This window comes from Polaromonas aquatica (assembly GCF_050626995.1).
Taxonomy (GTDB): domain Bacteria; phylum Pseudomonadota; class Gammaproteobacteria; order Burkholderiales; family Burkholderiaceae_C; genus Polaromonas; species Polaromonas aquatica_A.
The window spans coordinates 2,505,001-2,528,559 of record NZ_CP192467.1 but is presented as its reverse complement, the minus strand read 5'-3'; the positions used below and the strand labels follow the sequence as shown (position 1 = coordinate 2,528,559).

General features: G+C 57.4%; 20 protein-coding genes and 2 rRNA genes (1 of these 22 only partly in view). 9 read left to right on the top strand and 13 right to left on the bottom strand.

The genetic code is table 11. The annotated features are described in order from the left end of the window. Positions 1-184: 184 nt before the first annotated feature. Complete coding sequence (locus tag ACQ4MS_RS12055; RefSeq protein ID WP_431094757.1) at positions 185-658, bottom strand: Lrp/AsnC family transcriptional regulator; 474 nt, start codon at positions 656-658, stop codon at positions 185-187. Positions 659-769: 111 nt separating this feature from the next. On the opposite strand from ACQ4MS_RS12055, the gene hppD reads away from it, so the two are divergent. From hppD to phhA, 3 genes are read left to right on the top strand one after another with little or no spacing between them, the layout of a single operon-like run. Beyond that, complete coding sequence (gene hppD / locus ACQ4MS_RS12050; protein WP_431094755.1) at positions 770-1,921, top strand: 4-hydroxyphenylpyruvate dioxygenase; 1,152 nt, start codon at positions 770-772, stop codon at positions 1,919-1,921. Between the two features lie 34 nt (positions 1,922-1,955). Further along, positions 1,956-2,771 (top strand): transporter substrate-binding domain-containing protein, encoded by an 816-nt coding sequence (locus tag ACQ4MS_RS12045; RefSeq protein ID WP_431094753.1) that lies wholly within the window; start codon positions 1,956-1,958, stop codon positions 2,769-2,771. After that, a complete protein-coding gene (gene phhA / locus ACQ4MS_RS12040; RefSeq protein ID WP_431094752.1) occupies positions 2,759-3,673 on the top strand; it encodes a phenylalanine 4-monooxygenase in 915 nt (304 codons plus the stop codon). Before ACQ4MS_RS12045 ends, phhA begins: the two co-directional genes overlap by 13 nt. A 257-nt stretch (positions 3,674-3,930) precedes the next feature. Here the strand turns inward: phhA and ACQ4MS_RS12035 are convergent, their stop codons facing one another. From ACQ4MS_RS12035 to ACQ4MS_RS12015, 5 genes are all read right to left on the bottom strand, one after another. Further along, positions 3,931-4,713, bottom strand: coding sequence for a hypothetical protein (locus ACQ4MS_RS12035; protein ID WP_431094750.1), 783 nt, complete (start codon positions 4,711-4,713; stop codon positions 3,931-3,933). Between the two features lie 38 nt (positions 4,714-4,751). Further along, positions 4,752-5,360, bottom strand: a complete 609-nt coding sequence (locus tag ACQ4MS_RS12030) for a hypothetical protein (RefSeq protein WP_431094748.1) — start codon at positions 5,358-5,360, stop codon at positions 4,752-4,754. A gap of 87 nt (positions 5,361-5,447) precedes the next feature. Continuing rightward, a complete protein-coding gene (locus ACQ4MS_RS12025; protein WP_431094747.1) occupies positions 5,448-6,572 on the bottom strand; it encodes a hypothetical protein in 1,125 nt (374 codons plus the stop codon). 2 nt (positions 6,573-6,574) lie between these two features. Next, complete coding sequence (locus ACQ4MS_RS12020) at positions 6,575-7,357, bottom strand: DUF6065 family protein (protein ID WP_431094745.1); 783 nt, start codon at positions 7,355-7,357, stop codon at positions 6,575-6,577. A gap of 9 nt (positions 7,358-7,366) precedes the next feature. Further along, a complete protein-coding gene (locus ACQ4MS_RS12015) occupies positions 7,367-7,657 on the bottom strand; it encodes a hypothetical protein (RefSeq protein WP_431094743.1) in 291 nt (96 codons plus the stop codon). Positions 7,658-7,858: 201 nt separating this feature from the next. Here ACQ4MS_RS12015 and ACQ4MS_RS12010 point away from each other — a divergent pair, with 201 nt between their 5' ends. The 3 genes from ACQ4MS_RS12010 to ACQ4MS_RS12000 are packed head-to-tail and all read left to right on the top strand — an operon-like array spanning position 7,859 to position 12,642. Next, positions 7,859-9,610 (top strand): adenylate/guanylate cyclase domain-containing protein, encoded by a 1,752-nt coding sequence (locus ACQ4MS_RS12010; RefSeq protein ID WP_431094741.1) that lies wholly within the window; start codon positions 7,859-7,861, stop codon positions 9,608-9,610. A gap of 21 nt (positions 9,611-9,631) precedes the next feature. Then, positions 9,632-10,741, top strand: coding sequence for a phosphatase PAP2 family protein (locus ACQ4MS_RS12005; RefSeq protein ID WP_431094739.1), 1,110 nt, complete (start codon positions 9,632-9,634; stop codon positions 10,739-10,741). 8 nt (positions 10,742-10,749) lie between these two features. Then, on the top strand, positions 10,750-12,642 hold the full coding sequence (locus ACQ4MS_RS12000) for a hypothetical protein (RefSeq protein WP_431094737.1): 1,893 nt from the start codon (positions 10,750-10,752) through the stop codon (positions 12,640-12,642). 17 nt (positions 12,643-12,659) lie between these two features. Here ACQ4MS_RS12000 and ACQ4MS_RS11995 read toward each other — a convergent pair whose 3' ends face one another. From ACQ4MS_RS11995 to ACQ4MS_RS11975, 5 genes are all read right to left on the bottom strand, one after another. Beyond that, on the bottom strand, positions 12,660-13,322 hold the full coding sequence (locus tag ACQ4MS_RS11995; protein WP_431094735.1) for a Crp/Fnr family transcriptional regulator: 663 nt from the start codon (positions 13,320-13,322) through the stop codon (positions 12,660-12,662). Positions 13,323-13,361: 39 nt separating this feature from the next. Beyond that, on the bottom strand, positions 13,362-14,030 hold the full coding sequence (locus tag ACQ4MS_RS11990) for a helix-turn-helix transcriptional regulator (RefSeq protein ID WP_431094733.1): 669 nt from the start codon (positions 14,028-14,030) through the stop codon (positions 13,362-13,364). Between the two features lie 165 nt (positions 14,031-14,195). Continuing rightward, positions 14,196-15,104, bottom strand: coding sequence for an esterase/lipase family protein (locus tag ACQ4MS_RS11985; RefSeq protein WP_431094731.1), 909 nt, complete (start codon positions 15,102-15,104; stop codon positions 14,196-14,198). 38 nt (positions 15,105-15,142) lie between these two features. Continuing rightward, positions 15,143-16,768 carry a GMC family oxidoreductase N-terminal domain-containing protein gene (locus tag ACQ4MS_RS11980; RefSeq protein WP_431094729.1) on the bottom strand — a complete coding sequence of 542 codons (1,626 nt, stop codon included), beginning with the start codon at positions 16,766-16,768 and terminating at the stop codon, positions 15,143-15,145. A gap of 17 nt (positions 16,769-16,785) precedes the next feature. Further along, entirely contained in the window at positions 16,786-17,187 is a 402-nt protein-coding gene (locus ACQ4MS_RS11975) for a hypothetical protein (protein WP_431094727.1), read from the bottom strand. Between the two features lie 103 nt (positions 17,188-17,290). On the opposite strand from ACQ4MS_RS11975, the gene ACQ4MS_RS11970 reads away from it, so the two are divergent. The 3 genes from ACQ4MS_RS11970 to ACQ4MS_RS11960 all read left to right on the top strand — a co-directional run bounded on the left by ACQ4MS_RS11970 (position 17,291) and on the right by ACQ4MS_RS11960 (position 20,804). After that, on the top strand, positions 17,291-18,106 hold the full coding sequence (locus tag ACQ4MS_RS11970) for an FFLEELY motif protein (protein ID WP_431094725.1): 816 nt from the start codon (positions 17,291-17,293) through the stop codon (positions 18,104-18,106). Positions 18,107-18,173: 67 nt separating this feature from the next. Then, positions 18,174-19,859 carry an AMP-binding protein gene (locus ACQ4MS_RS11965; RefSeq protein ID WP_431094723.1) on the top strand — a complete coding sequence of 562 codons (1,686 nt, stop codon included), beginning with the start codon at positions 18,174-18,176 and terminating at the stop codon, positions 19,857-19,859. Positions 19,860-19,883: 24 nt separating this feature from the next. Beyond that, positions 19,884-20,804 (top strand): MBL fold metallo-hydrolase, encoded by a 921-nt coding sequence (locus ACQ4MS_RS11960; RefSeq protein ID WP_431094720.1) that lies wholly within the window; start codon positions 19,884-19,886, stop codon positions 20,802-20,804. A gap of 216 nt (positions 20,805-21,020) precedes the next feature. Here ACQ4MS_RS11960 and rrf read toward each other — a convergent pair. Both rrf and ACQ4MS_RS11950 read right to left on the bottom strand, forming a co-directional pair. Then, a 5S ribosomal RNA gene (gene rrf / locus ACQ4MS_RS11955) occupies positions 21,021-21,133 on the bottom strand. Between the two features lie 142 nt (positions 21,134-21,275). Continuing rightward, positions 21,276-23,559 (bottom strand): 23S ribosomal RNA (locus ACQ4MS_RS11950) (it continues 596 nt past the right edge of the window).

Genomic DNA, 23,559 nt, shown 5'->3' with positions numbered 1-23,559 from the left:
TCGCCCTTCTCCAATAGGGGACGGCCTGATCAGCTACTAAAACCATAGCAAAAAGAGGCTGGAAATCCCGTCAGGAGGATCACATGTTGCAATGCAGCAACGGTCCAAACAAGGTACCGGAATGAAATCCAGCGCGTCCTGAGGAACTGTCACGCCCACTACCGGCAAATCAGCCCCATCCAAATCACAAGGGAACGGCTGTCGTCGCCTTGACCCGGTCCAACACAAAACTGGTTTTGCAGTCCTGCACGCTGGGGTGCTTGAGCAGGGTGTCCATGATGAAACGGCTGTAGTGCGCCATGTCCTGCACCAGCACCCGCAGCAGGTAATCCATCTCGCCGGTCAGGGCCGCGCACTCTGCCACTTCGGGCCAGGTTTGCACGCTCGCGCGAAACAGATCCATGGGATTGCGTTTATGGCTTTCGGTGTGCTTTTCAAGCCGCACGTTGATGTAGGCCGTGAGGCCCAGTCCCACGGCTTCGGGCTTGACCAGCGCTACATAGCGGTCAATCACGCGGCTTTCTTCCAGCCGCTTGACGCGCCTGAGTACGGCGCTGGGTGAGAGCCCCACCTGTTCGGCCAACAGGTCAAAGGTAGCCCTGCCGTCCGCCTGCAGGCTGCGCAAAATATGCCGATCAAGCTTGTCGAGTGCTTCCATATTCGATATTTTGCAATATTACTGCGCAAATCACAATCCTAGCGCCCTATTTCGCAGTAAAAGTGAGCCCAGGCGCCGCTAAAGTGGAAACATATCTTCTGGAGACACAGCATGAATGCACGCAACGACGCCGCCCTGAACTTCGAACAAGGTGCGGCCTGGGACAACCCCATGGGCACGGACGGCTTTGAATTCATCGAATATGCAGCGCCCGATCCTGTCGCCATGGGCGCGCTGTTCGAGCGCATGGGCTTCACGCCGATTGCGAAACATCGCCACAAGAATGTCACGCTGTACCGCCAGGGCGGCATCAACTTCATCCTGAATGCCGAGCCTGACTCCTTTGCGCAGCGCTTCGCGCGCCAGCACGGCCCCAGCGTTTGCGCCATCGCCTTCCGCGTAAAAGACGCCAAAGCCGCTTACGAACGTGCGATTTCCCTGGGTGCCTGGGGTTATGCCCATACATCGGCACCCGGCGAGCTGAACATTCCCGCCATCAAGGGCATTGGCGATTCGATCATCTATTTCATCGATAAATGGCGCGGCAAGAACGGCGCGCAGCCGGGCGACATCGGCAATATCGGCTTTTACGATGTGGACTTTGAAGCCTTGCCTGGCGTGCAGGACGATGCGCTGAATCCCGCAGGCCACGGCCTGACTTACATCGACCACCTGACGCACAACGTGCACCGCGGGCGCATGGACGAATGGGCTGGTTTTTACGAGCGGCTGTTCAATTTCCGCGAAATCCGCTACTTCGACATTGAAGGGCAGGTCACCGGCGTGAAGAGCAAGGCCATGACCAGCCCCTGCGGCAAGATCCGCATCCCGATCAATGAAGAAGGCAATGAAAAGGCCGGCCAGATCCAGGAGTACCTGGACCGCTACCAGGGCGAAGGCATCCAGCACATCGCCATGGGAAGCAACGACCTGTTTGCCACGGTGGACGCGCTGCGTACCAGCGGCGTGAAGCTGCTGGACACCATAGACACCTATTACGAGCTGGTCGACAAGCGCATCCCGGGGCATGGTGAAAGCGTGGCGGACCTGAAGAAGCGCAAGATCCTGGTGGACGGCAAGAAGGGTGCGCTGCTGCTGCAGATCTTCAGTGAAAACCAGCTGGGTCCGATCTTCTTCGAGTTCATCCAGCGCAAGGGCGATGACGGGTTTGGCGAGGGCAACTTCAAGGCCTTGTTCGAGAGCATCGAGCTGGACCAGATGCGCCGCGGAGTGCTGTCGGGCGCCAAGGCAAGCGCACAATAAAGTTTTTCATTCCATCAACCTCACGGAGATTGCCATGCCACTTTGCCCGCAACGGCCCCATCGCCTGGTCGCACTGATTGCAGCCACCGCCGCATTTTTTGCGGTGACGGGGGCATCTGCCCAGACGGCGGCCAGCGCCGTTCCAGCCTCCAGCCTGGACGCGGTGCAAAAAGCGGGCGTACTGCGCATCTGCACGCCGGGCGACTACAAGCCCTTCAGCTTTCACAAACCCGACGGTGCGTTTGAGGGCATTGACGTGGACCTGATGGCCTCGTTCACGGCCAGCCTCGGCGTGAAGCCGGAGTGGGTCAAAACCAGCTGGTCCAACCTGATGCCCGACATGACAGCCGGCAAATGCGACATTGCGGTGGGCGGCATTTCGGTGACCACCGAGCGGCAAAAGCGCGCCTTCTTCAGCGCTCCCTATATGGTCAACGGCAAGACGCCGATTGCGCGCTGCGCCGACGTCGCCAAGTACCAGACGGTAGCCGACATCGACAAGCCGGCCACGCGCGTGATCTTCAACCCCGGTGGCAGCAATGAACGGTTTGCGCGCGCGAACTTCAAGCAGGTCCAGATGCGGCTGAATCCTGAAAACCTGACGATCTTTGACGAGATCCTGGCCAACCGGGCTGATGTGTTCGTCACCGAATCGGCCGAAGCCATTACCCAGCAAAGGCTGAAACCGGGCCTATGCGCGATCAACCCCGACAAACCGCTGCAATATGGGGAAATGGCCTGGCTTCTGCCGCGCGGCGACGTGACGTTCAAGGCTTATGTCGACACATGGCTGCACCTGTCCAAGGCCAGCGGTGACTATCAACGCGTGGAGAGCCAATGGCTGAAGTAAAGGGCAGCGCGAACAGCAGCACACCGCCGCCGGCGGTGTACGGCCAATCTGACCGCCCGCCGCGGGGGGACTACGCACGTGGCGGCCAGGTCAATGCAGACTACACCTGCCCGCAAAATTATGCGGGCTATACCGCGGCCGACCATGAAACCTACCGGCGCCTTTACACGCGGCAGTCGGCGCTCCTGGCGGGCCGGGCCTGCAGTGCTTTTATCAAGGCCCTGCCCAGCCTGGGCGCAAGCGACGCCATTCCGCGATTTGAAGACGTGAACGAGCGCCTCTTCCAAGCCACCGGCTGGCAGCTGGTGGGTGTGCCGGGGCTGATTCCCGAGGTTCCCTTTTTCACTTTGCTCGCCAACCGGAAATTTCCGGTGACGGACTGGATACGCACGCCGGCCGAGTTCGACTACATCGTCGAGCCCGATATCTTTCACGATCTGTTTGGCCACGTGCCGCTGCTCTTCGACCCGAGCTACGCCGACCACATCCAGGCCTACGGCAAAGGCGCTCTGAAGGCGCATGCGCTGGAACATGGTGACAGCGGGGCTCCGCCGATTCCCGGAGCGGTGGAAATGCTCTCGCGCCTGTACTGGTACACCATCGAGTTCGGCTTGCTGCGCGACAGACAAGGCAACGGTGAGGTCCGGGCCTACGGCGCCGGCATCCTGAGCAGCCCGGGCGAGCTGGCCTGGAGCGTGGAGTCGAACGAGCCCCGGCGCATTCCGATGCGGGACAACGCCGACCTGCTGCGCTGCATGTCGTCGACCTACAAGATCGACAGCTTCCAGCAGCAGTATTTTGTGATTGACAGTTTTGATGCGCTGCTGCGTTTGACGGAGCCGGACTTCACGCCGTTTTACCAAACGCTCGCCCAGGCACAGCAGCTACAAGCCACGGCCTAAGCGCCTGCACCGACCGGAACGCCGGCGATGCTTGCCCAGCCAGTGCCTCACTGGCGCGTTCAAACATGACCGACCCTACGGGCGCAGTTCACCGCCATCGCCCGCGTGCCAGTCGGACTCACAAAAGGCTCTCAAACTTCCATGGCTGGCACTGGAAGACGCGGAAACCTTCACAAGCAGGCAGCGAAGCGCTTGCGGCAAGCTCGATCTGGTTTAAATGGATCACAGGCAGCGTCGATGCCGGGGCCACAACGGGATTACCCTTCGTGTTTTGTACGCTTGCGAGTAGCCGCCGTGTATTGACCGGATTCAGGCGCTTCATCAGGAACTTGCACCCGAATGGTCTTGCGGTAGCCTGCCCAGTGTTCGGCCGTCATCGCGGGTTCGCCACTCTGCATCAATCCGAGGCCGTCGCGTTCAGAAAACCCATGGGCACGTTCACCATATGTACCGCGCATCAAGGGTTGAACCTGAAACAGAGGTTGGAATTTGGAAATGTTGATCGGCACATCGGTAGCGAGCAACTGGATATTCATGAAGAGCGGGAAAGGCTGAAATCTGTCTGATTCGAGCAGGCCTTCGAAGCAGGAGTACTGATAACTCGCACGAATATTAGCCAGCGGACGAACCAGGACGCTCCAGTCGGCCCGTGTCGAACACAACAGGCCGGACCATATCTGGACAAACCCGCGTATAGGCAGAACTGACAGATAGGGAGGTGTGAGCCCTTTGATGTCGTCCGGCACGCGCTCGTCCCAATACTCATTAAAGCCGGGCAGGTAGGCCTGGAATAGCGGTCGCCACTCACCCTCTTCCAGGTGCAGCACATCCGCGCCGTTCCATTTCAGAGAAATGTCCTCGGGTGGAAAGATGTACCACCCGAAAGAAGAAGCAGTACGCATTGGCTCGCAATGCCGGAACGCCATGGTTGGCATCGTGCCCAGCGCGGCCTTGTCCGCCCGCATGGGGGAAATTGCAGCCGGATACACCTTGTGAAACGTGACGGTAGGTCCGTCGTCGGAACTGGTATCCAGCTGCATCGAATCAACTTTCTAGATTGTTCAAATTTGAGAATGTATTACTTCGCAAGATGAGCCACGAGACTCGGAGAGATCCAGCCGCTACCGACCAGAACGGCTGGCTTCCTGGCCACATGGGCCTTGACTGCCGGAGAAATAAAGCCGCTGCCCATCTCCACCGTCTTCTTGGAGAGATGCGCTTTCACTGCCGGAGAGATAAAGCCGCCACCCATCGCTACTGTCTTCTTGGCAAGATGCGCCTTAACTGTCGGAGAAATAAGGCCGCTGCCCATCTCCACCGTCTTCTTGGCAAGATGCGCTTTCACTGCCGGAGAAATAACGCCGCCACCCATCGCTACTGTCTTCTTGGCAAGATGTGCCTTAACTGTCGGAGAAATAAGACCAGCGCCCATCTCCACCGTCTTCTTGGCGAGGTGCGCCTTCACTGCCGGAGAAATAAGGCCGCCACCCATCGCTACTGTCCTCTTGGCAAGATGTGCCTTAACTGCGGGAGAAATAAGGCCGTTGCCCATTTCCACCGTCTTCTTGGCGAGGTGCGCTTTCACTGCCGGAGAAATAATGCCGCCGCCCATCTCCACCGTCTTCTTGGCAAGATGCGCTTTGATCGAGGGGGAAATATAGCCACCGCCGAACTGTACTGTTTTCATCCAACTCTCCTGAACAAGATTGAAGCCACCCGGATGAGTAGCCGACTGCAATCTACCATGCAGATATGTAGTTCACAGAATATTTATTCAGGGGGAAGGAAGCTTTGCCGGTGTGTTTCTCGACCAAGCCCAAAAGAACGGAAAGAGTCCCGACAATGCCGCATACGCAATAAATGCAGAAGCAATTCCGCCCCCAATGGCAGCCCCATGCACAATGGGACCTGTAGCCGCACCCAGCAATATTGCGCCGGTAATCCAGACCCCCGCGTGCCCAGGGCTTGCGGCGACCACAATGCCCTGCAAGCGCGCCGACAGCACATTCAACGCGAGTTCCCACAACAGGAAGCCCACAAAGAAGGCTGCAACCGCGCTGGAATAAGTCATGACGAGAATTCCCATCGCAACTGCGCACCCCAATCCAATCAGCCCGCGAAGGCCAGACGTCTGCGTGTTCTGCCTGCTGCTGTAGACAAGAACCAAAGCAGAAATAATCTTGGATGCAGCAATGACAAAGGCGGCGTCTCTGAGATCAAGATTCCGCTGGGAAGCCGACTGCATGGCGTAGGCCCAGAACCCCGGTTGCCCTGCAAAGAAAGCGAACACCACCGCAAGGCCCGACCAGCTTCGTCGCGTTGAAACGGCATTGGCGTTTCCGCTCGTCGCGGGCTGAGGGGCTGCAATAGTGCGGTACAACGTCAAACCGATGCATGCGGCAAGGCCAAAAGCGCCTATGAGGAAATAGGCGAAGGTTGAATAACTGCTTTGCCCACCGAACAAGGCAAGCGCAACGATCACGGCGCTGGCAACAACCAGGACAATGGCCAGTCGCAAAGCAAAGGCCTGCGGCTTGTTGGTCGCAGCAGCGGCTGTAGTGGCCCCCAAGAACTGAAGTGCTCCGCATGCAAAACCGACCACAAACCAGAGGACCAGAAGTAGTGGCAGAAATAAATTACCGCCAATCGAGAGGGTGAGGGACAAAATAATGGCGCTGATAGCGATCAATGCGTGCCAGCGGGTCAATCTTGAGACTTTGAACAGGGGCAGGAGCACGCCGCTCGTCAGCATTCCGATCAGGTAGGCCGAGCCCACCCACCCGGCGTAGGCAATATCAACACGGCCCTCCGAAACCAGCGACAGGACGAGGAAAGGCAATATTTGGAGAGGCAGGGAACCCGCTGCCGAAATAACACTGGCACCAATCAATACGCGCAAAATCAGTCCGCTCCCGGTGACCGTTTTGCGCGCTTGCGAACATCGGCGCCATACCGGCCGACATCGTGTGGCCGTGAAGACGAAACGCTGCGAATGGTATTTCGCAAGCCTTCCCAGTCGTCGTTAGACATACCGCCGGACTCCCCCTCACGTGGCTGCAAGCCCTCATGCTCCACACAACCGGCCATCGCCGAGGTGTAGCTTGCACGATGAACCGGCTGTAGCTGGAACAAGGGGCGGCCTCTGGGTATTTCTATCACCGTATCGGTAGCCGTCAGCCGGATATTGATGAAAAGCGGTGTGGGCTTGAACCAGTCGGTCTCAACGATGCCCTCGTAACACGCATAGGCCCGGCTCTGTGCCAGATTTGCCAAGGGGCGCGCAAGGACGCTCCAGTCGGGCGCAGTACTCACCAGTAATCCGGACCATATCTGCACAACACCCGGCACAAACAGGGCCGACAGATAAGGAGGAGCACCACCTTGCATATCTTCAGGGCAATGCTTGTCCCAATAAGAAGAAAGTTCCTGGTCAACAACGCTGGAAAGGGGAAGCCACTCTTCGCCTGCGTCGAAGAATGTTTGCGCTCCATCCCAGCGCAACCTTATGTCGCGGGGCGGAAAGATGTACCAACCAAAACTGGATGCTGCGCGCAAAGCCTCACAAAACTGGTGTGCAGCGGCAGGCATGCTGCCTAAAGCCGATTTATCCCCATGCATCGGGGAGATGGCGCCCGGGCTGATTTTGTGGAAAGTGACAACGGAAGAGTTCTCAGGCCCGGGCATGCTCAATGCTTATTGAGCCTGGAGGTGCTTGGAGACATTGGGGTGAATGATCCCCCCGCCCATAGCCACTTTTGCAGATTGAGCTACGGGCCTGGTGACATTCGGGCTGATGACACCGCCACCCATGGTTGCTGGTGCCAGGTGTTTTTTCAGTGCGGGGCTGATAGTTCCACCACCTACCAGCGTAGTAGCTGATACTTTTGAATTGCCTTTTGCCTGCGCCGGTTGCATTGCACTCTTCTGGACATGCGCCGTCACTGCCGGGGAAATAGCTCCACCACCCATTTGAACTTTTTGCATCATGTAACCTTTAGAAAAAAGCTGTTTAAGCTACCTGACTGGTAGCCGCTTGCAATCTATCACGCGGTTTGGCGCTCAAGCAACAGTTTTCAGACTTCTCGTTGTGAAATGGCCCGAACCTTCAGCATCTCCTACAAAATGAGGAGGTGAAAATTTGTTACGTCACTTACGATGTCTTTCCTTATTGAACTTCCACACAGCATGAATCGGCAGACCAAGGTGCTGCTGGTTATGGACGTGGTGGAATCAGTCAGGCTCATGGAGCAGGATCAAGATGACTTCGTACGGCGATGGCAACAATTGGTGCAGCATGCTGAGCAGCAAGTTCTGCCGCTGCATGGCGGGCGCATTGTCAAAAGCTTGGGAGACGGCCTGATGCTGGAATTTGCCAGCGCGCAAAGCGGCATGAAGGCTTCGTTTGCGCTGCAATACTTCAGCGACCAAGACAATGCTGGCCGCCCGCCCGAACGGCGCTTGCATTTGCGCATGGGCTCGCACCTCGCGGAGTTTGTCAGCGACAAGCACGACATCTACGGCACCGACGTCAACCTGACGGCCCGGGTCGCCACGCTGGCCGGGCCTGGCGAAATCGTGATCACTGCCGAGCTCCGCGACAATCTTACGGACGGCCTTGAAGCCGACATCGAGGACCTAGGGGAGTGTTACCTCAAGCACGTCGCGAAACCGATACGCGCGTATCGCGTCGGGCCGCCCGGCCATGAGCCGGTCATACAGTCGCCCACCGCTGCGGCGCCGGATTTCCGTCCCACCATTGCCATTATTCCTTTTGAAGCGCGCAGCAACGAACCCGAGCACTTCGTTATTGGCGAGGTCATCGCCGACGGAATCATTGCCCAGCTATCGCGCAGTTCCGACCTGAAAGTCATTTCGCGCCTTTCCACCACGGCCTTCCGCGGACGCAGGGACGTCATGGCCGAGGCTGGTGACCGGCTGGCGGCCCGATTTATCCTGTCGGGCAGCTACATTGCGAGCGGCGGGAAAATCCTGATCATTGCAGAGCTCGTGGACGGTCGTACCGACCAGGTCATCTGGGCGGACCGCATTTCCGGCGACACCATGGACCTGCTGGAGACCCAGAGCGAACTGCTCGACCGCATTGCATCGGCGGCTACCCATGCGCTGATTGATACGGAAGCCCAGCAGTCACTGATCCAGCCCCTTCCCCGGCTCGACAGTTGCTCGCTCATGTTGGGTGGTATTTCCCACATGCACCGGTCATCCATACATGACTTCGATCGCAGCCGGCAGGTCCTGGAAGCCGTGCTTGAACGCCACAACCGCGCGGCGGCCCCGCGTGCATGGCTTGCCAAGTGGTATATCTTGCGGGTCGTGCGCGGCATGAGCGACGCTCCGCAAAAAGACTCGCGCCAAGCCATCGAGCACGCCGAGCGTGCCTTGGACCTGGAGCCCAACAGCGCGTTGGCGCTGGCAATTCAAGGCCATGCCTTATGCCAGCTCTCGGGAGACGCCAGCGGCTCGCTGCACAAGATCGAGGAGGCCATCCGGCTGAACCCCAGCGAATCACTGGCATGGCTCTACAAGAGCGTGTGGTCCTCCATGTGGGGCGAATCTGCCGCGTCGGTGGAGGAAGCCGGCATTGCCAGCAGCCTCTCGCCACTGGACCCCATGAAGTACTACTACGACATGATTCTGGCATCGGGGCATTCGATTAATCGCGATTATGAGAAAGCAATTGTTCTAGCCAAACGCTCGCTTAAGGCGAACTTGTGCCACCAACCAACGCTCCGGGCGTTATTGCTCGCGCAAGGGGAAAGTGGGCAATTGGACGACGCTAAGCGGACCTTAGATCAACTGCTGAAGGAAACCCCAAGCTTGACGATTGCCAGCTATCTAGCAATGGGGGGTGAGCACAGCTCTCCCCGTCAACGCCTTGCATTGGTGCTACGACAACTGGGCGTACGTGAATCGTAAATTGATACAAGAAAGGTATATATGTCTTCTTTTAGCGCAATGAGTGGTGGAGTGAGTGGTGGAGTGAGTGGTGGAGTGAGTGGTGGAGTGAGCGGTGGAGTGAGCGGTGGAGTGAGCGGTGGAGTGAGCGGTGGAGTGAGCCAAACTTCTCCGCTGATGGCTAACGCCCTCACCACGAACCGCGCTGCCCTTGTCGGTCCTTTTGACCCTACACCTTTGCCCTTTAAGCTCCCGGTCCCTCTGGACGAGCCGGCGCGCTTGTCCCAATGGGAAGCCGGCCCCCGTCTGCAGGTGTGCGAACTGGATCTGCTTGCCGGCTTGCATTTCGACGTCAATCAAAACAACGAGCAAGTCATGCTGGGGTTTGTCAACCTGGACAAGAAACCTTTCAAGAGCCTGCCTCTGGCAAAGCTCAAAAGGCCCACACACAAGGTGTTCACCCAGCAATTGGAGCTGGTTGCGCTCTATTCCGACCTGCGGGAAGACCGTCACAACGAAATCCTGGCGCAAATGCCTGGCGGGCTGGCGTTTTGGGCGTCCATCATCGGCCTGCAGGGACATCGCCACAAATACACGCTTGAACTGTTGGACCTGGCTATGTCGCTGGCCATTCATGTCGAGATGCGCTTCAAGCATGCTTTTGCCTGCCCGCGCCCCGACACGCTGTCACCGCAAATCCAGTCGATGATTCCGACCCCTGGACATGCGAGTTGGCCCAGCGGCCATTCAACGGAAGCATTTTTGACCGCTACTGTCTTGCAGGCGCTGCTGCCCCAGGGCTCAAAGTACCAGGAACAGCTGCAGCGGCTTGCGGCCAGAATCGCGGTAAATCGCACTGTAGCCGGCTTGCATTACCCGGTGGACAGCGCCGTCGGAAGGCTCTTGGGCACCACCTTGGGAGAGTTTCTTGTGGCTCGCTGCAAGGGAGCAAAACTCCATGAGCGCGGATTTGATGGGCGCAAGTTTCACGACGCCAAAGGGCATGCCATCGACTTTGATCTGCGAGTCTCGATGTCGGACAACAAGAGCGGCTACTACCAGCTACAGCCCACCGCTGGAACGGTGGCGGCGTCGCCCCTCCTTGCATTTATGTGGAACAAGGCGTCCAAAGAATGCCAACCCCTTAAGTAAGCACGACCATGACCTGGACACCTCTACCCAAAGGCAGCTTCTCCGGCATTGACTGGGCCAAGCCAGGTGCAACCACCGGCTTTGATCCCTACCTGATCTGGGCAGAGGCTGACAACTTTGCCGGCTACGGCCTGAAGAAGCCGCCCAACTGGGTGCCTGTGTTGATTGAGCTCACCACAGGAACCAGCATTTCCCAGTTGCTGGCGGCCGCCTCTCCGACGTGGTTAAAGGCGCCGCCGGTTTACACATCGCCGGCCGCGCCCGCGGGCTTGCGTTTCTGTACCGCCCATGTAAAGCCGGCTTTCTTCAAGCATATTCGTCCGGGCGGTAACCTCCACGCGCTGGTTCGGCGGTTCGAACTGGGCCTGCCCGTAGGTCACCACATAGAGGAAGCTGTACCGCCTGCAACCCACGGCGGGACAACACCGCCCTTGCTGACGGGTAAGGTCCTTGGCCTGATTGATGGCGGCTTGGCCTTCGCCAACGCGAATTTTTTACGGAACGGAAAATCCCGCACCGCCTATTTCTGGCGCCAGGACCGTGGGGGGGTCGGCCATGCCCCTGGGTCCATGGGATACGGGCACGAACTGACAGCTGCCGACATCAACCATGCAATGCAACACAGCACGTACAACGGTATGGTGGATGAAGGCGCGGTATACACGCACTTCAAGCTGCATGATCTGCAAAAAAACGTTAACCACGGCACGCACGTGATGGACCTGGCTTGTGGGCCCCGTACCTTGCTGGCACAGTTTGCAGGCGCTCCGCCCCATCCAGATGCTCCACCCAGCTGGGCTTTGGCGAACGACGACGCCAGCCGGCATGACAACGTGACGGTGCAGCTCGACTGGTCGAACGTGGTTGACACGTCCGGCGGCTCCATGAATGTCAGCGTCATGGATGGCCTGATGTACATCCTTTCACGTTGCGCCCTCAATACCAAAATCGCAGTTAACCTGAGCTGGGGTACGTTGGCGGGGCCTCATGACGGCAGTTCAGTGCTGGAGGCCGCGCTGGACCAGCTGATCGAACTTAAAAAAGGCAAGCTGCAGATCATCGTGGCGGCGGGCAACAGCTATCAAAGCCGAACCCATGCCAACGCAACGCTATCAAAAGGGAAGCACGTTACGCTGAATTGGCGGGTGCAACCTGATGATTCGACCCAGAGTTTTCTGGAAATATGGCTCCCGCAAGGCGCACATGGCGTCACCGTGCAGATCACGCCACCAGGCCGGCCTGCCCTGCCGCCGCTGGCTTGGGGCAAATCGGGCATGTGGACCGATGGCGGTACGCATCCGCTTTGCGCGCTGATTTACCCACAATCCGTCGCAACAGGTGCCCATGGGACCTGCGCTCTGGTTGCGATTGCGCCCAACTTCAGCTTTGAGACATCAACGGCGACTGCGCCCAATGGTGTTTGGGAAGTGAAGATCACGAACACCCAGGCAGGAAGTGTCACATTCGACGCTTACATTGAGCGTGATGACGTGGCCATCGGGCAGCACACGGGTGCACGGCAGTCTTATTTTGAAGATCGGGACTACGACACCAGCGGTAATCCGGGCTCGTTTGTGGACCACCCGGACAATCCAACACCGATTCGCCGAAGCGGCATTTTCAACAGCTTGTCGACCGGAAAACACACAGTCTCTGTGGGAGGACTGCGTGTGACAAATTCAAGCTGGGCGCGCTATTCACCGCGCAAGCCGGATCCTGATGCGAGCCGTCCACAGCGCCCTGGCGTTGTGAAAGTGCCGGATACCGTGGGATTTAGTGATGAAAACCCGGCATTGATCGGTGTTCGTGGCGCCGGCACACGCAGCAGCGCAGTGGTGCGCACCATTGGTACCAGCGATGCGGCGCCCCAGGAAACACGCCGGGTCTTTAACGCGCTCTAAACGGTGGCCTAACCGCGCTACCAGCGGTTGGGCAGCTTTTTAAGCAGTGTGATCCGTTTGGTGCCCATTTCGATGTAGCCGCCCTTTTCCAGATCCTTGAGGAGACGGCTGACCATTTCACGAGACGCACCAACGCGACTGGCGATTTCCTGGTGGGTGATGGATTCAAGGGTGACCGTCGCATTGGCAGGGTCACGCTCTACCGCAGCGTCATGCCCTTCCAGCACCGAAATCAGCCGCCCATACACATCGAGCAAGGCCATGTTGCGGGCAGCTTCAGTGGCACCGCGCGCCCGGCGAATCACCTGAACCACGAGATTGATGGCGAACCCTGGGTCATCCACCAAGTGTTCACTCACATCAGTACGGCTGAGCACGGCACAGGTGCAAGGTTCAAGGGTAATGACCGAGGCTGAGCGAGGCCCGCCATCGAGTGACATTTCACCAAAATAGTCGCCTGAGTGAATCCTGCCGTAGGTGATCTCCCGGCCACTTTCGTCCATGGCAAACACCTTGACACTGCCCTTGAGCAGCACAAACAGGTTGTCGCCGATTTCCCCTTCGTTGATCACGACCGCTTTTTTGGGGTACGTGCGGACGACGCCTCGCAAGGCGAGCGTACGCAGCTCGGGGGTCAAATGGGCGTACAGCCCCTCGTCGGAAGATGTTGGTGAACTCATGATCACCGTAATCTAGCACGTCGCCGGGCGACGGGGGCGTCAATGGATTTGTCCGAGCGGCAAAGGAGCAATGGGCGGCAGAATCGCCACGCGGTTGACCAGCTCACGCACACCGCTGGAGGCGGTCTTGGCGCAAAGGCTGCGCACATGGCTTCGCACGGTAGAAACGGCGACTTTCATCTGGACGGCAATTTCCGGTGTGCTCAGGCAGCGGCACAAAAAGACAAGCACTTGCTCTTCCGTGTGGGTGAGGCCGTGACTGCGCGCAAAAGAGCCGAAAACACCCGATTCGCTCACGCCCACACGCGACAAGAAGAGGCCAATACGCTCACAAGGAACGCCCGCCTGACGATGCAATGGAACTACTGCGAGAGTGAAATCCACACCTTCGGCAGCGAGCTTGATCAGGCTGCGCTTCCCCGCCACAGCCTTGCCCATGGCATTCTGGAAGATTTTGGCATCCGACTGCATCAAAACCCTGAGCTCTCCTTTGTCCGAACCGAGAACAGCAGCGCGCTCAAGTTCGCGGCGCGCAGTTTGGTTAGCGTGCAGGATGCGGCTCTGGGCATTGACGACGAACACCCCATGCGCAAGTTCATCCACCAGCAAGGCCAGCAGGGCAGGCGTCGGATCCGGCTCAGCCACTCCGGGGGGCAGGGACCGGACAACCTCCAGGGAGTCGGCAGTTAGCATGGCATACGGTGTCACGGGGTGCTCCATCCTACAAATAGATGAGCATAGAAAGCCCTGCCGAATGTAGATAGTGAATATGACTGGCCATTTTTGTGAGAAATTCACATCCCACTGCCTGCGCTAGTCCGAAGAGGCGGCTTCAGCGAAAACTGCCCTGAACCCTCTCCGGGAGGCACCGTTTCAGGCCGGGTCACTGTCGAGCATCGCCAGCGTAGTGTTCATGAGCAATGGCGAAAACGCCATCTGCACATGGGCCGCGCCGCGGATCAGACGGTTGTCCGCACCGGGCAAAGTGGCCGTCGACGTCGGAAACACGATGTTGTCGCAATTGGAATACCAACAAGTGAAAAGCCTGTGCCGGTCGGCCGGCATTTCATGGTCCAGCTGCGCCTGCCAGTCTGACAGTAACCGCATCTGCCGGCCATTGTGGCCATGTCCAAAACGCGCCAGCCAGGTTCCGCGGTGAGGGGTCCCAATGGTCACCACATGGTGTACGCGGACCTCAGCCTTCATACGCTTGAGCCAGGCCCTCACGGCCAGTCCGCCCATGCTGTGGCATACCAGCAGCGGCGGCAGACCGGTGGCATCCGTCACCCGCTGAACAGCGTCATCGATTTGCGGTGCATAGTCGTCAATGGAGCCAAACAGAGGTTCGAGGTTGACGGCAACAAACGCGCGTCCACTGGCTTGCACGCGTTTCAGCCAGGGCGTCCACAAACCGCGGTTACAGAAAAAGCCGTGCACAAACACTACCCCGCGGCGACCGTGAACCAGCGCGGCCGGTGAAACCCGGTCGGGCACGGCATTCTGGCGAAACGGCTGGCGCCAGCAAAACACGCGGGGCGCCGTCAATGTTTCGCCCAGCCAGGCGTGCAGCAACTCTTTCCAGGTCGGCTGCGGCGCCGGGTCTGTCTTGTTGATGTGGTGAAGAAGCAGGAATTCGAGCGCCAGAAAACCTGTATAGCCCAAAGCGATGACAAAAAAACCGGTAACGGCCAAAGCAGGGGAATCGCTCCGAAAGTAAACCAGCCAGCCCAAGGCCGCGGCAATCAGGGTCAGGGTGATGAGGCGTTGCAGGTGAGCCAGCATGGATCAGCAGGGACGGCGAGTGTCAAACCCGCAGTATCTCAGGCCAATGTGACATCGCGGCCGGACAGCTTTTTGGCCAGACCTTGCGCCAGGCGGTTTACGGCGCCGTAAATGGACAGTTGCGGATTGGCGCCAATGCTGGTCGGGAAGAGCGATCCGTCGTGAATCGAAAGGTTTTCCAGCTGCCAGTGCACACCATCAGGCCGCGTCACGCCCCGGCGCTCGGTGGCGGCCAGGCCGCAACCACCCATGACATGGGCGCTCACCACCTTGGTCAGCAACGGTTTCATCGGCAAGGCATTGATGGCGTCGCGCGCCTCGGCCCAAGAGGCATAGGGTTGGGCCATCTCATGCAGCGGCAAGACCCGCCGGGCGCCTGCGGCGAACTGGATCTCCACCATAGATAGCAGCGCCTTGCGACCGCCCTCCATGACGTAGTCGGTCAGCGGGTAATCCAGTACAGGAGAGTCGTCGTTGCGCAGCTTGACTCGCCCGCCCGGCGATTCGTCATGAAAGCCGTCACGCAGCAGCGCCAGCAACGTATGGTTGTGAGGGAAGGATTTGAGCAGGTCGTGTTGCCCCTGCCCAAAGCCGGGCACGGTGGACGCAAAAATCACCGGGTGCAGCGGAGGCGCCTCCAGCTTGTAGCCCATGGGGCCGTCGATGGCCTGCGTGTCCAGAAAATGATCGGAGTAAATGGTTTGCGGCGCGCCGTTCCAGGCTTCCACCTTCTGCTCGAACACACTGGAAGACATGACAACGGGATGCAGGAATGTCCTGGTCCCCAGCACGCCATGCGGATCAGGCGCACCCGAGCGCAACAGCACGGCCGGCGAGTTGATGGCCCCGCCGGCGAGCACATAGTGTTTTGCTATTATTTTTATAGCTGTTCGCGCAGATTCTGCTTGGGCGGGAGCCCCATTTGGCGCCACTTTCCGGCACCTCAGTGCCGCAACCTTGCCATTGGTCAGCTCAAAGCTTTCAGCCCGGGTCTCGGTGAGCAGCAAAGCCCCGCGATCCAGGGCGGCGGGAATGGTGGTGACCAGCATGGACTGCTTCGCGTTGGTCGGGCAACCCAGGCCGCAAGAGCCCAGATTCCAGCAACCTTTGACGTTGCGGGAGATGGCTGAAGCGGGTATCCCCAGTTTGGCGGCGCCCCTGCGTAACAGATCATTATTTTCATTGGGAGGCACAAGCCAGGGCGTGATGTTCAACCGCTGCTCCGCCTGTGCAAAGTACGGTGCGAGCCCTTCCACGGTGTAGCCGTCCAGGCCAAACCTTTCTTGCCAGAACTGAAGCGTGGAAGCTGGCGTGCGGAAGGAACTGGTCCAGTTCACCGTGGTGGAGCCGCCCACGCAGCGCCCCTGAAGGATGTTGATGGCCTTGTCTTCGGTTTTCCGGGCCGCGCTCTCCTGGTATAGCGAGGGGTAGGCTTCTGATTCTTTCTGGTTGAAGTCAGAGCTGCTCTTGAGCGGCCCCTCTTCAATGATCACCACCTGGAGGCCGGCCTTGGTCAGCAGTTCGGCCGTGATTCCGGCGCCGGCGCCGCTGCCGATGATAGCCACGTCGCAGGTGATTTTTTCCGGCACGGGCCCACGCGAGCCACCCAGAACTTTCCAGCCGCGCGCAAGACCATCGAGGATTGGATCTTTCAATTGACTCATGCTGCTTTCAGTCGTCTTCAGATTTTCATCGGACCGGGATAGCCCAGCAGGAGCCAGCTCGACGGGTCCGAAAAATAGGCACCCGCCGTGATGTCATGCAGGGCGGCGTAGGCCTGCTGACGCAATACGAGTGAGGACAAACGCATATCCTGCATTGCATGCTGAATGTCAGCAACGGTCGCTTCGGGCCACGGCTGGCTCAGACCTGCCAGTGTTTGCCGCCCGGCAGCGTTTGCCAGCAACGCCAGCAATTGCGACAGCTCATCCTGGGCGTGGGGCGGCAACGACAGAAGAAGCACGTCGATGCGGCCCAAAAGGCCTTGCAACGCAATCTGTCGAGGGCCTTCGTCAGAAGGCAGGGATTTATCCAGAACAGCGCGGCCGACCGCGGAGAAAACTTCGCGCCCAGAGGCGCTCAAGACACCTCCGTTGAGACCTGGCCGCAGCAATGCAGCCGCTCCACCGGCAACAACCAGCACGGCAGCCGAGGCAGCGCCGAGCTTGAGAAGGAATCTTCGTTGCATGCGGGAAGTTTCTCACGGGCATTTAAGTTTCAATAGGGGGCCGTACCTAGATAAACTCCGGGTTTGTATGGACGCCTCTGCACAACAAATTCACGATGCGCTGCAAGCCGTGGCGCAGCTTCGGCAGCTGCATGCAGCTGATCCACTATTGGCCAGGGCGAGTGCCGAACTCAAGCGCTTTCAAGCGCGCCGTTTCCAGGCGACGTACTCCGACCTGCTGCATAGCCCTCGCTATAAAACGGCCGCCACCTTCTTTCTGAAGGAGCTCTACAGCGACAAGGACTACGCCGAGCGCGACCAGCAGTTCGCGCGCATCGCCGGCACCATTGCCAAACTCTTTCCGCAGCCCGTGGTCAACACGGCAGCCGCCCTGGCAGAGGTGCACGCATTGACGGAGAAGTTGGACGACCTGATGGCGAGAATGTGGCTGGCGGATAAGGTAACAACGCCGCAGGACGATGAATGCGCGCGCTACATTCGCTGCTGGCGACAGGTGGGTGATATCGACGCACGGACACGGCAGCTGGAGGTCGTTCTGCATTTGGGGCAGGAACTCAATCGCCTGACCCGGATGTTCGGACTTCGTACCCTGCTCAAGATGATGCGCGGCCCTGCAACAGCGGCCGGCCTGAATTCCCTGCAGAACTTTCTGGAGAATGGGTTTGACGCATTTGCCAACATGCGAGGTGCTGACGAGTTTCTCAGATTGATCAAGGAGCGTGAGACAGCATGGATTCACTCTCTGTTTGAAGACGACGCTGTCACCTGCGAGACCAGATTGAGCCATTTGCTGGCCAGCGGGCCTGCAAATTGAGCGGCATTAGGACAAGTCCCATACGAATTGCGTAACGCGGCTTTCACAATGGCCGCAAGGAGTTTGTATGAACAGACATTGGCTCAAGAGTTATCCGGACGGCGTCTCACACGACATCAACACCGATCAGTTTCGATCGCTCAACCAGCTGCTGGAGGACTCATTCAAGAAAAATGCGGCCAAACCGTTCTCGGTCTGCATGGACCGCTGGATGAGCTACGGGAAACTTGACGATTTGTCCTCGGCGCTTGGCGCCTGGCTGCAGAGCCTGGGGCTCGAGCCCGGTGCGCGCGTGGCGATCATGCTGCCCAACGTTCCGCAATTTGCAGTCACCATGGCGGCCATCCTGCGTGCGGGCTACACGTGCGTGAACGTTAATCCACTCTATACCGCGCGCGAATTGGAGCACCAACTTCGGGATTCCGGTGCGACGACCATCATCATCCTTGAAAACTTTGCCGCCACGCTTGCCGAGGTGATTGAACGGACACCGGTGAAGCATGTCGTCATGGCGGCGATGGGTGATTTGCTCGGTTTCTGGTATGGCCAATGGATCACCTTTGCAGTCCGGCACCTCGCCAAGCTGGTGCCCGCCTACAAATTGCCGCTGGATGGCGGGCGTACCGTGACCCCCTTTAATCGCGCTGTGGCCGAGGGCAGCCGGTTGACGCTCAGGCCCGCGCAGACCACGCTGGATTCGATTGCCTTCCTGCAGTACACCGGTGGAACAACCGGTCTCTCAAAAGGCGCAGTGCTCACGCACCGCAACATTGTCGCGGCCATTTTGCAGGCGGAAGAATGGTTCACACCGGCCCTGCAACGTGTTGGCGACGTCAGCAAGACCAACAACATCGCGGCATTACCGCTCTATCACATCTTTGCACTGACACTTTGTTTGCTGAGCATCCGCTGGGGTGCCCATCTGACACTCATTCCCAATCCACGGGACTTCGGCAAGTTCATCGAAGTGCTCAAGAAGCGTCCCTTTCACATGCTGCCGGCAGTCAACACCTTGTTCAATGCCCTGTTGCAGCATCCCCAGTTCAAGACGGTGGATTTTTCGCACCTTTGTGTCTCGCAAGCTGGCGGAATGGCCGCATCTGAGGGAACGGCAAAACACTGGTTGCAGGTAACCGGCTGCCCCATGATCGAAGGTTGGGGGATGAGTGAAACCTGCGCCATCGGCACCAATAACCCCATCACCAACAAAGAATTCACCGGTACGATCGGCCTGCCACTGCCCAGCATCGAGATCGCCATCAAAGATGATGATGGAAGATCGCTGGCGCTTGGCGAGTCTGGCGAAATCTGCATCAAAGGCCCACAGGTGATGACGGGCTACTACCAGCAGCCGGAAGAGAACAAAAAGGCATTCACTTCCGATGGTTTCATGCGTACTGGTGACATCGGTGTCATGGATGAACGTGGTTACACCAAAATTATTGATCGCAAGAAAGACATGATCATTGTTTCCGGCTTCAATGTATTCCCCAACGAACTCGAGAACGTGATTTCCCTCTGCCCTGGGGTCATTGAATGCGCGGCCATTGGCATTGCCGACGACAAACAAGGAGAAGCGATCAAGGTTTTTGTCGTGAAGAATGACCCTACACTGACCGAGGACGACGTGAGCGCCTATTGCAAGCAGCATCTCACGGGCTACAAACGGCCTAAATACATTGAATTTCGCGATGATCTACCCAAAACCAATGTCGGAAAAATACTCAGGCGTGAGCTTCGTACCTCGACTTGAGCACTTTTCGGCCGGTGTTTGCTGATGGCCGTGCCGGATTTACCCGCCGGTCTGCAGGTTTTTGAGCGCGGCTGGCTTTCCGCCAACAACGTTCTGTTCACCAGCAGTGACAACACCCTGCTGGTAGACAGCGGCTATTGCACGCACGCGGGGCAAACGCTAAGCCTTGTGGAGTCAGCTTTAGGTGCGCGGCCACTCGACACTCTCGTTAATACACATTTGCACAGCGATCACTGCGGCGGCAATGCGGCCTTGCAAGCGCGCTATCCAAAACTCCAGACATTTATTCCACCCGGTCACGCTCAACAGGTCGCCGAATGGGATCCGGTCGCACTGACTTATTTACCAACCGGACAACTTTGCCCGCAGTTCAGCTTCACCCAGGCGCTTAAACCAGGCAGCGTCATGCAGTTTGGATCGCTGCACTGGGAATTGCATTCGGCGCCTGGGCATGATCCCCACTCGCTTGTTTTCTTCGAGCCAGTTAGCCGGGTGCTTATTTCAGCTGACGCATTGTGGGAAAACGGATTTGGTGTGGTGTTTCCCGAACTTGAGGGAGCTGACGCCTTCGCTGAAGTGAGCGCAACCTTGGATCTGATCGAGCATTTAGCCCCTCGAACCGTGATTCCGGGACATGGTCGCGTCTTCGCTTACGCGCCTGAAATAATGGCAAAAGCGCGCCAGCGGCTGGATTCATTTGTGAGCAATCCTGCGAGGCATGCGCACCATGCGGCCAAGGTGTTGCTGAAATTCAAGCTACTCGAAATTCAGCGCCAGGATTTTGACGAGTTTGTGCGATGGGTGACGGAAACACCGTATTTCTTGCAGATCAAAGCGAAGTTCTTCGCGGAAATTCCAACTCGAACATGGATAGAGCAACTGAGCGCTGAACTGGTGAGCGCCGGCGTTGCAAGAAAAGATGGTAACCACATCCTGAACGCCTGATCGTCTGGATCAGCATCACTGGGGCGCCAAGTCACAAGGCTGGCCTCGCTTGGTAAGCGGCAACTTACGCACTTTTTGCAGCGAAATAGAAAGCAAAAAGCCCGCGTGAATTCACGCGGGCTTTTTTAATACCGTCATCTGATCTGATTAAATTTCAGAAGCACAAAAGAAAACGCCCGGTTGATCAAAATCAACCGGGCGTTCCTTGCTGTAAGAGCCTGACGATGTCCTACTTTCACACGGGAATCCGCACTATCATCGGCGCTAAGTCGTTTCACTGTCCTGTTCGGGATGGGAAGGAGTGGTACCAACTTGCTATGGTCATCAGGCATAACTTGTTGACAGACTGTTCAAGAACAGCCCATCGAATTCATAGAGTAAATCAGCTTGTATTTAGATTCGCACAGCTGCTGGGCTGTGCTTTTTGAATGCGTCAACTTGGCATAACAACTTCGAATTAATCAAAGTTATAGGGTCAAGCCGCACGAGCAATTAGTATCAGTTAGCTTAACGCATTACTGCGCTTCCACACCTGACCTATCAACGTCCTGGTCTTGAACGACTCTTTAGGGGGCTCAAGGCCCCGGCAGATCTAATCTTGAAACGAGTTTCCCGCTTAGATGCTTTCAGCGGTTATCTCTTCCGAACTTAGCTACTCGGCAATGCCACTGGCGTGACAACCGATACACCAGAGGTTCGTCCACTCCGGTCCTCTCGTACTAGGAGCAGGCTTCCTCAAATCTGCAGCGCCCACGGAAGATAGGGACCAAACTGTCTCACGACGTTTTAAACCCAGCTCACGTACCTCTTTAAATGGCGAACAGCCATACCCTTGGGACCGGCTACAGCCCCAGGATGAGATGAGCCGACATCGAGGTGCCAAACACCGCCGTCGATATGAACTCTTGGGCGGTATCAGCCTGTTATCCCCAGAGTACCTTTTATCCGTTGAGCGATGGCCCTTCCATACAGAACCACCGGATCACTATGTCCTGCTTTCGCATCTGCTCGACTTGTCAGTCTCGCAGTTAAGCACGCTTATGCCATTGCACTATTATCACGATGTCCGACCGTAACTAGCGTACCTTCGAACTCCTCCGTTACACTTTGGGAGGAGACCGCCCCAGTCAAACTGCCTACCATGCACTGTCCCCGATCCAGATAATGGACCTAGGTTAGAACCTCAAACACACCAGGGTGGTATTTCAACGTTGGCTCCACCGAAACTAGCGTCCCGGCTTCAAAGCCTCCCACCTATCCTACACAGATCTGTTCAAAGTCCAATACAAAGCTACAGTAAAGGTTCATGGGGTCTTTCCGTCTTTCCGCGGGGAGATTGCATCATCACAAACATTTCAACTTCGCTGAGTCTCAGGAGGAGACAGTGTGGCCATCATTACGCCATTCGTGCAGGTCGGAACTTACCCGACAAGGAATTTCGCTACCTTAGGACCGTTATAGTTACGGCCGCCGTTTACTGGGACTTCAATCAAGAGCTTGCACCCCATCATTTAATCTTCCAGCACCGGGCAGGCGTCACACCCTATACGTCGACTTTCGTCTTAGCAGAGTGCTGTGTTTTTAATAAACAGTTGCAGCCACCGATTTTTTGCAGCCTCATTGGGCTCCCCAAGTAAATGGTTCACCTACTAAAGGCACACCTTCTTCCGAAGTTACGGTGTCAATTTGCCGAGTTCCTTCTCCTGAGTTCTCTCAAGCGCCTTAGAATACTCATCTCGCGCACCAGTGTCGGTTTGCGGTACGGTCGTGTGTAGCTGAAGCTTAGTGGCTTTTCCTGGAAGCAGGGTATCACTCACTTCGTCTGCAAGCAGACTCGTTATCACCCCTCATCTAAGCCCGGCGGATTTACCTACCAGGCACGACTACAGGCTTGAACCAACATATCCAACAGTTGGCTGAGTTAACCTTCTCCGTCCCCACATCGCACTACACATCGGTACAGGAATATTGACCTGTTTCCCATCAGCTACGCATCTCTGCCTCGCCTTAGGGGCCGACTCACTCTACGCCGATGAACGTTGCGTAGAAAACCTTGCGCTTACGGCGAGGGGGCTTTTCACCCCCTTTAACGCTACTCATGTCAGCATTCGCACTTCTGATACCTCCAGCAGGGTTTACACCACCACCTTCACAGGCTTACAGAACGCTCTCCTACCACTTGCAATAAATTGCAAATCCGCAGCTTCGGTAACTGGCTTAGCCCCGTTACATCTTCCGCGCAGGACGACTCGATCAGTGAGCTATTACGCTTTCTTTAAATGATGGCTGCTTCTAAGCCAACATCCTGACTGTTATAGCCTTCCCACTTCGTTTCCCACTTAGCCAATTTTAGGGACCTTAGCTGGCGGTCTGGGTTGTTTCCCTCTTGAGTCCGGACGTTAGCACCCGGTGCTCTGTCTCCCAAGCTGTACTCATCGGTATTCGGAGTTTGCATTGGTTTGGTAAGTCGCCATGACCCCCTAGCCAAAACAGTGCTCTACCCCCGATGGTAATACTTGAGGCACTACCTAAATAGTTTTCGGAGAGAACCAGCTATTTCCAAGTTTGTTTAGCCTTTCACCCCTATCCACAGCTCATCCGCTAGTTTTGCAACACTAGTCGGTTCGGACCTCCAGTGCGTGTTACCGCACCTTCATCCTGGCCATGGATAGCTCACTTGGTTTCGGGTCTACACCCAGCGACTGATCGCCCTATTCGGACTCGATTTCTCTACGGCTACCCTATTCGGTTAACC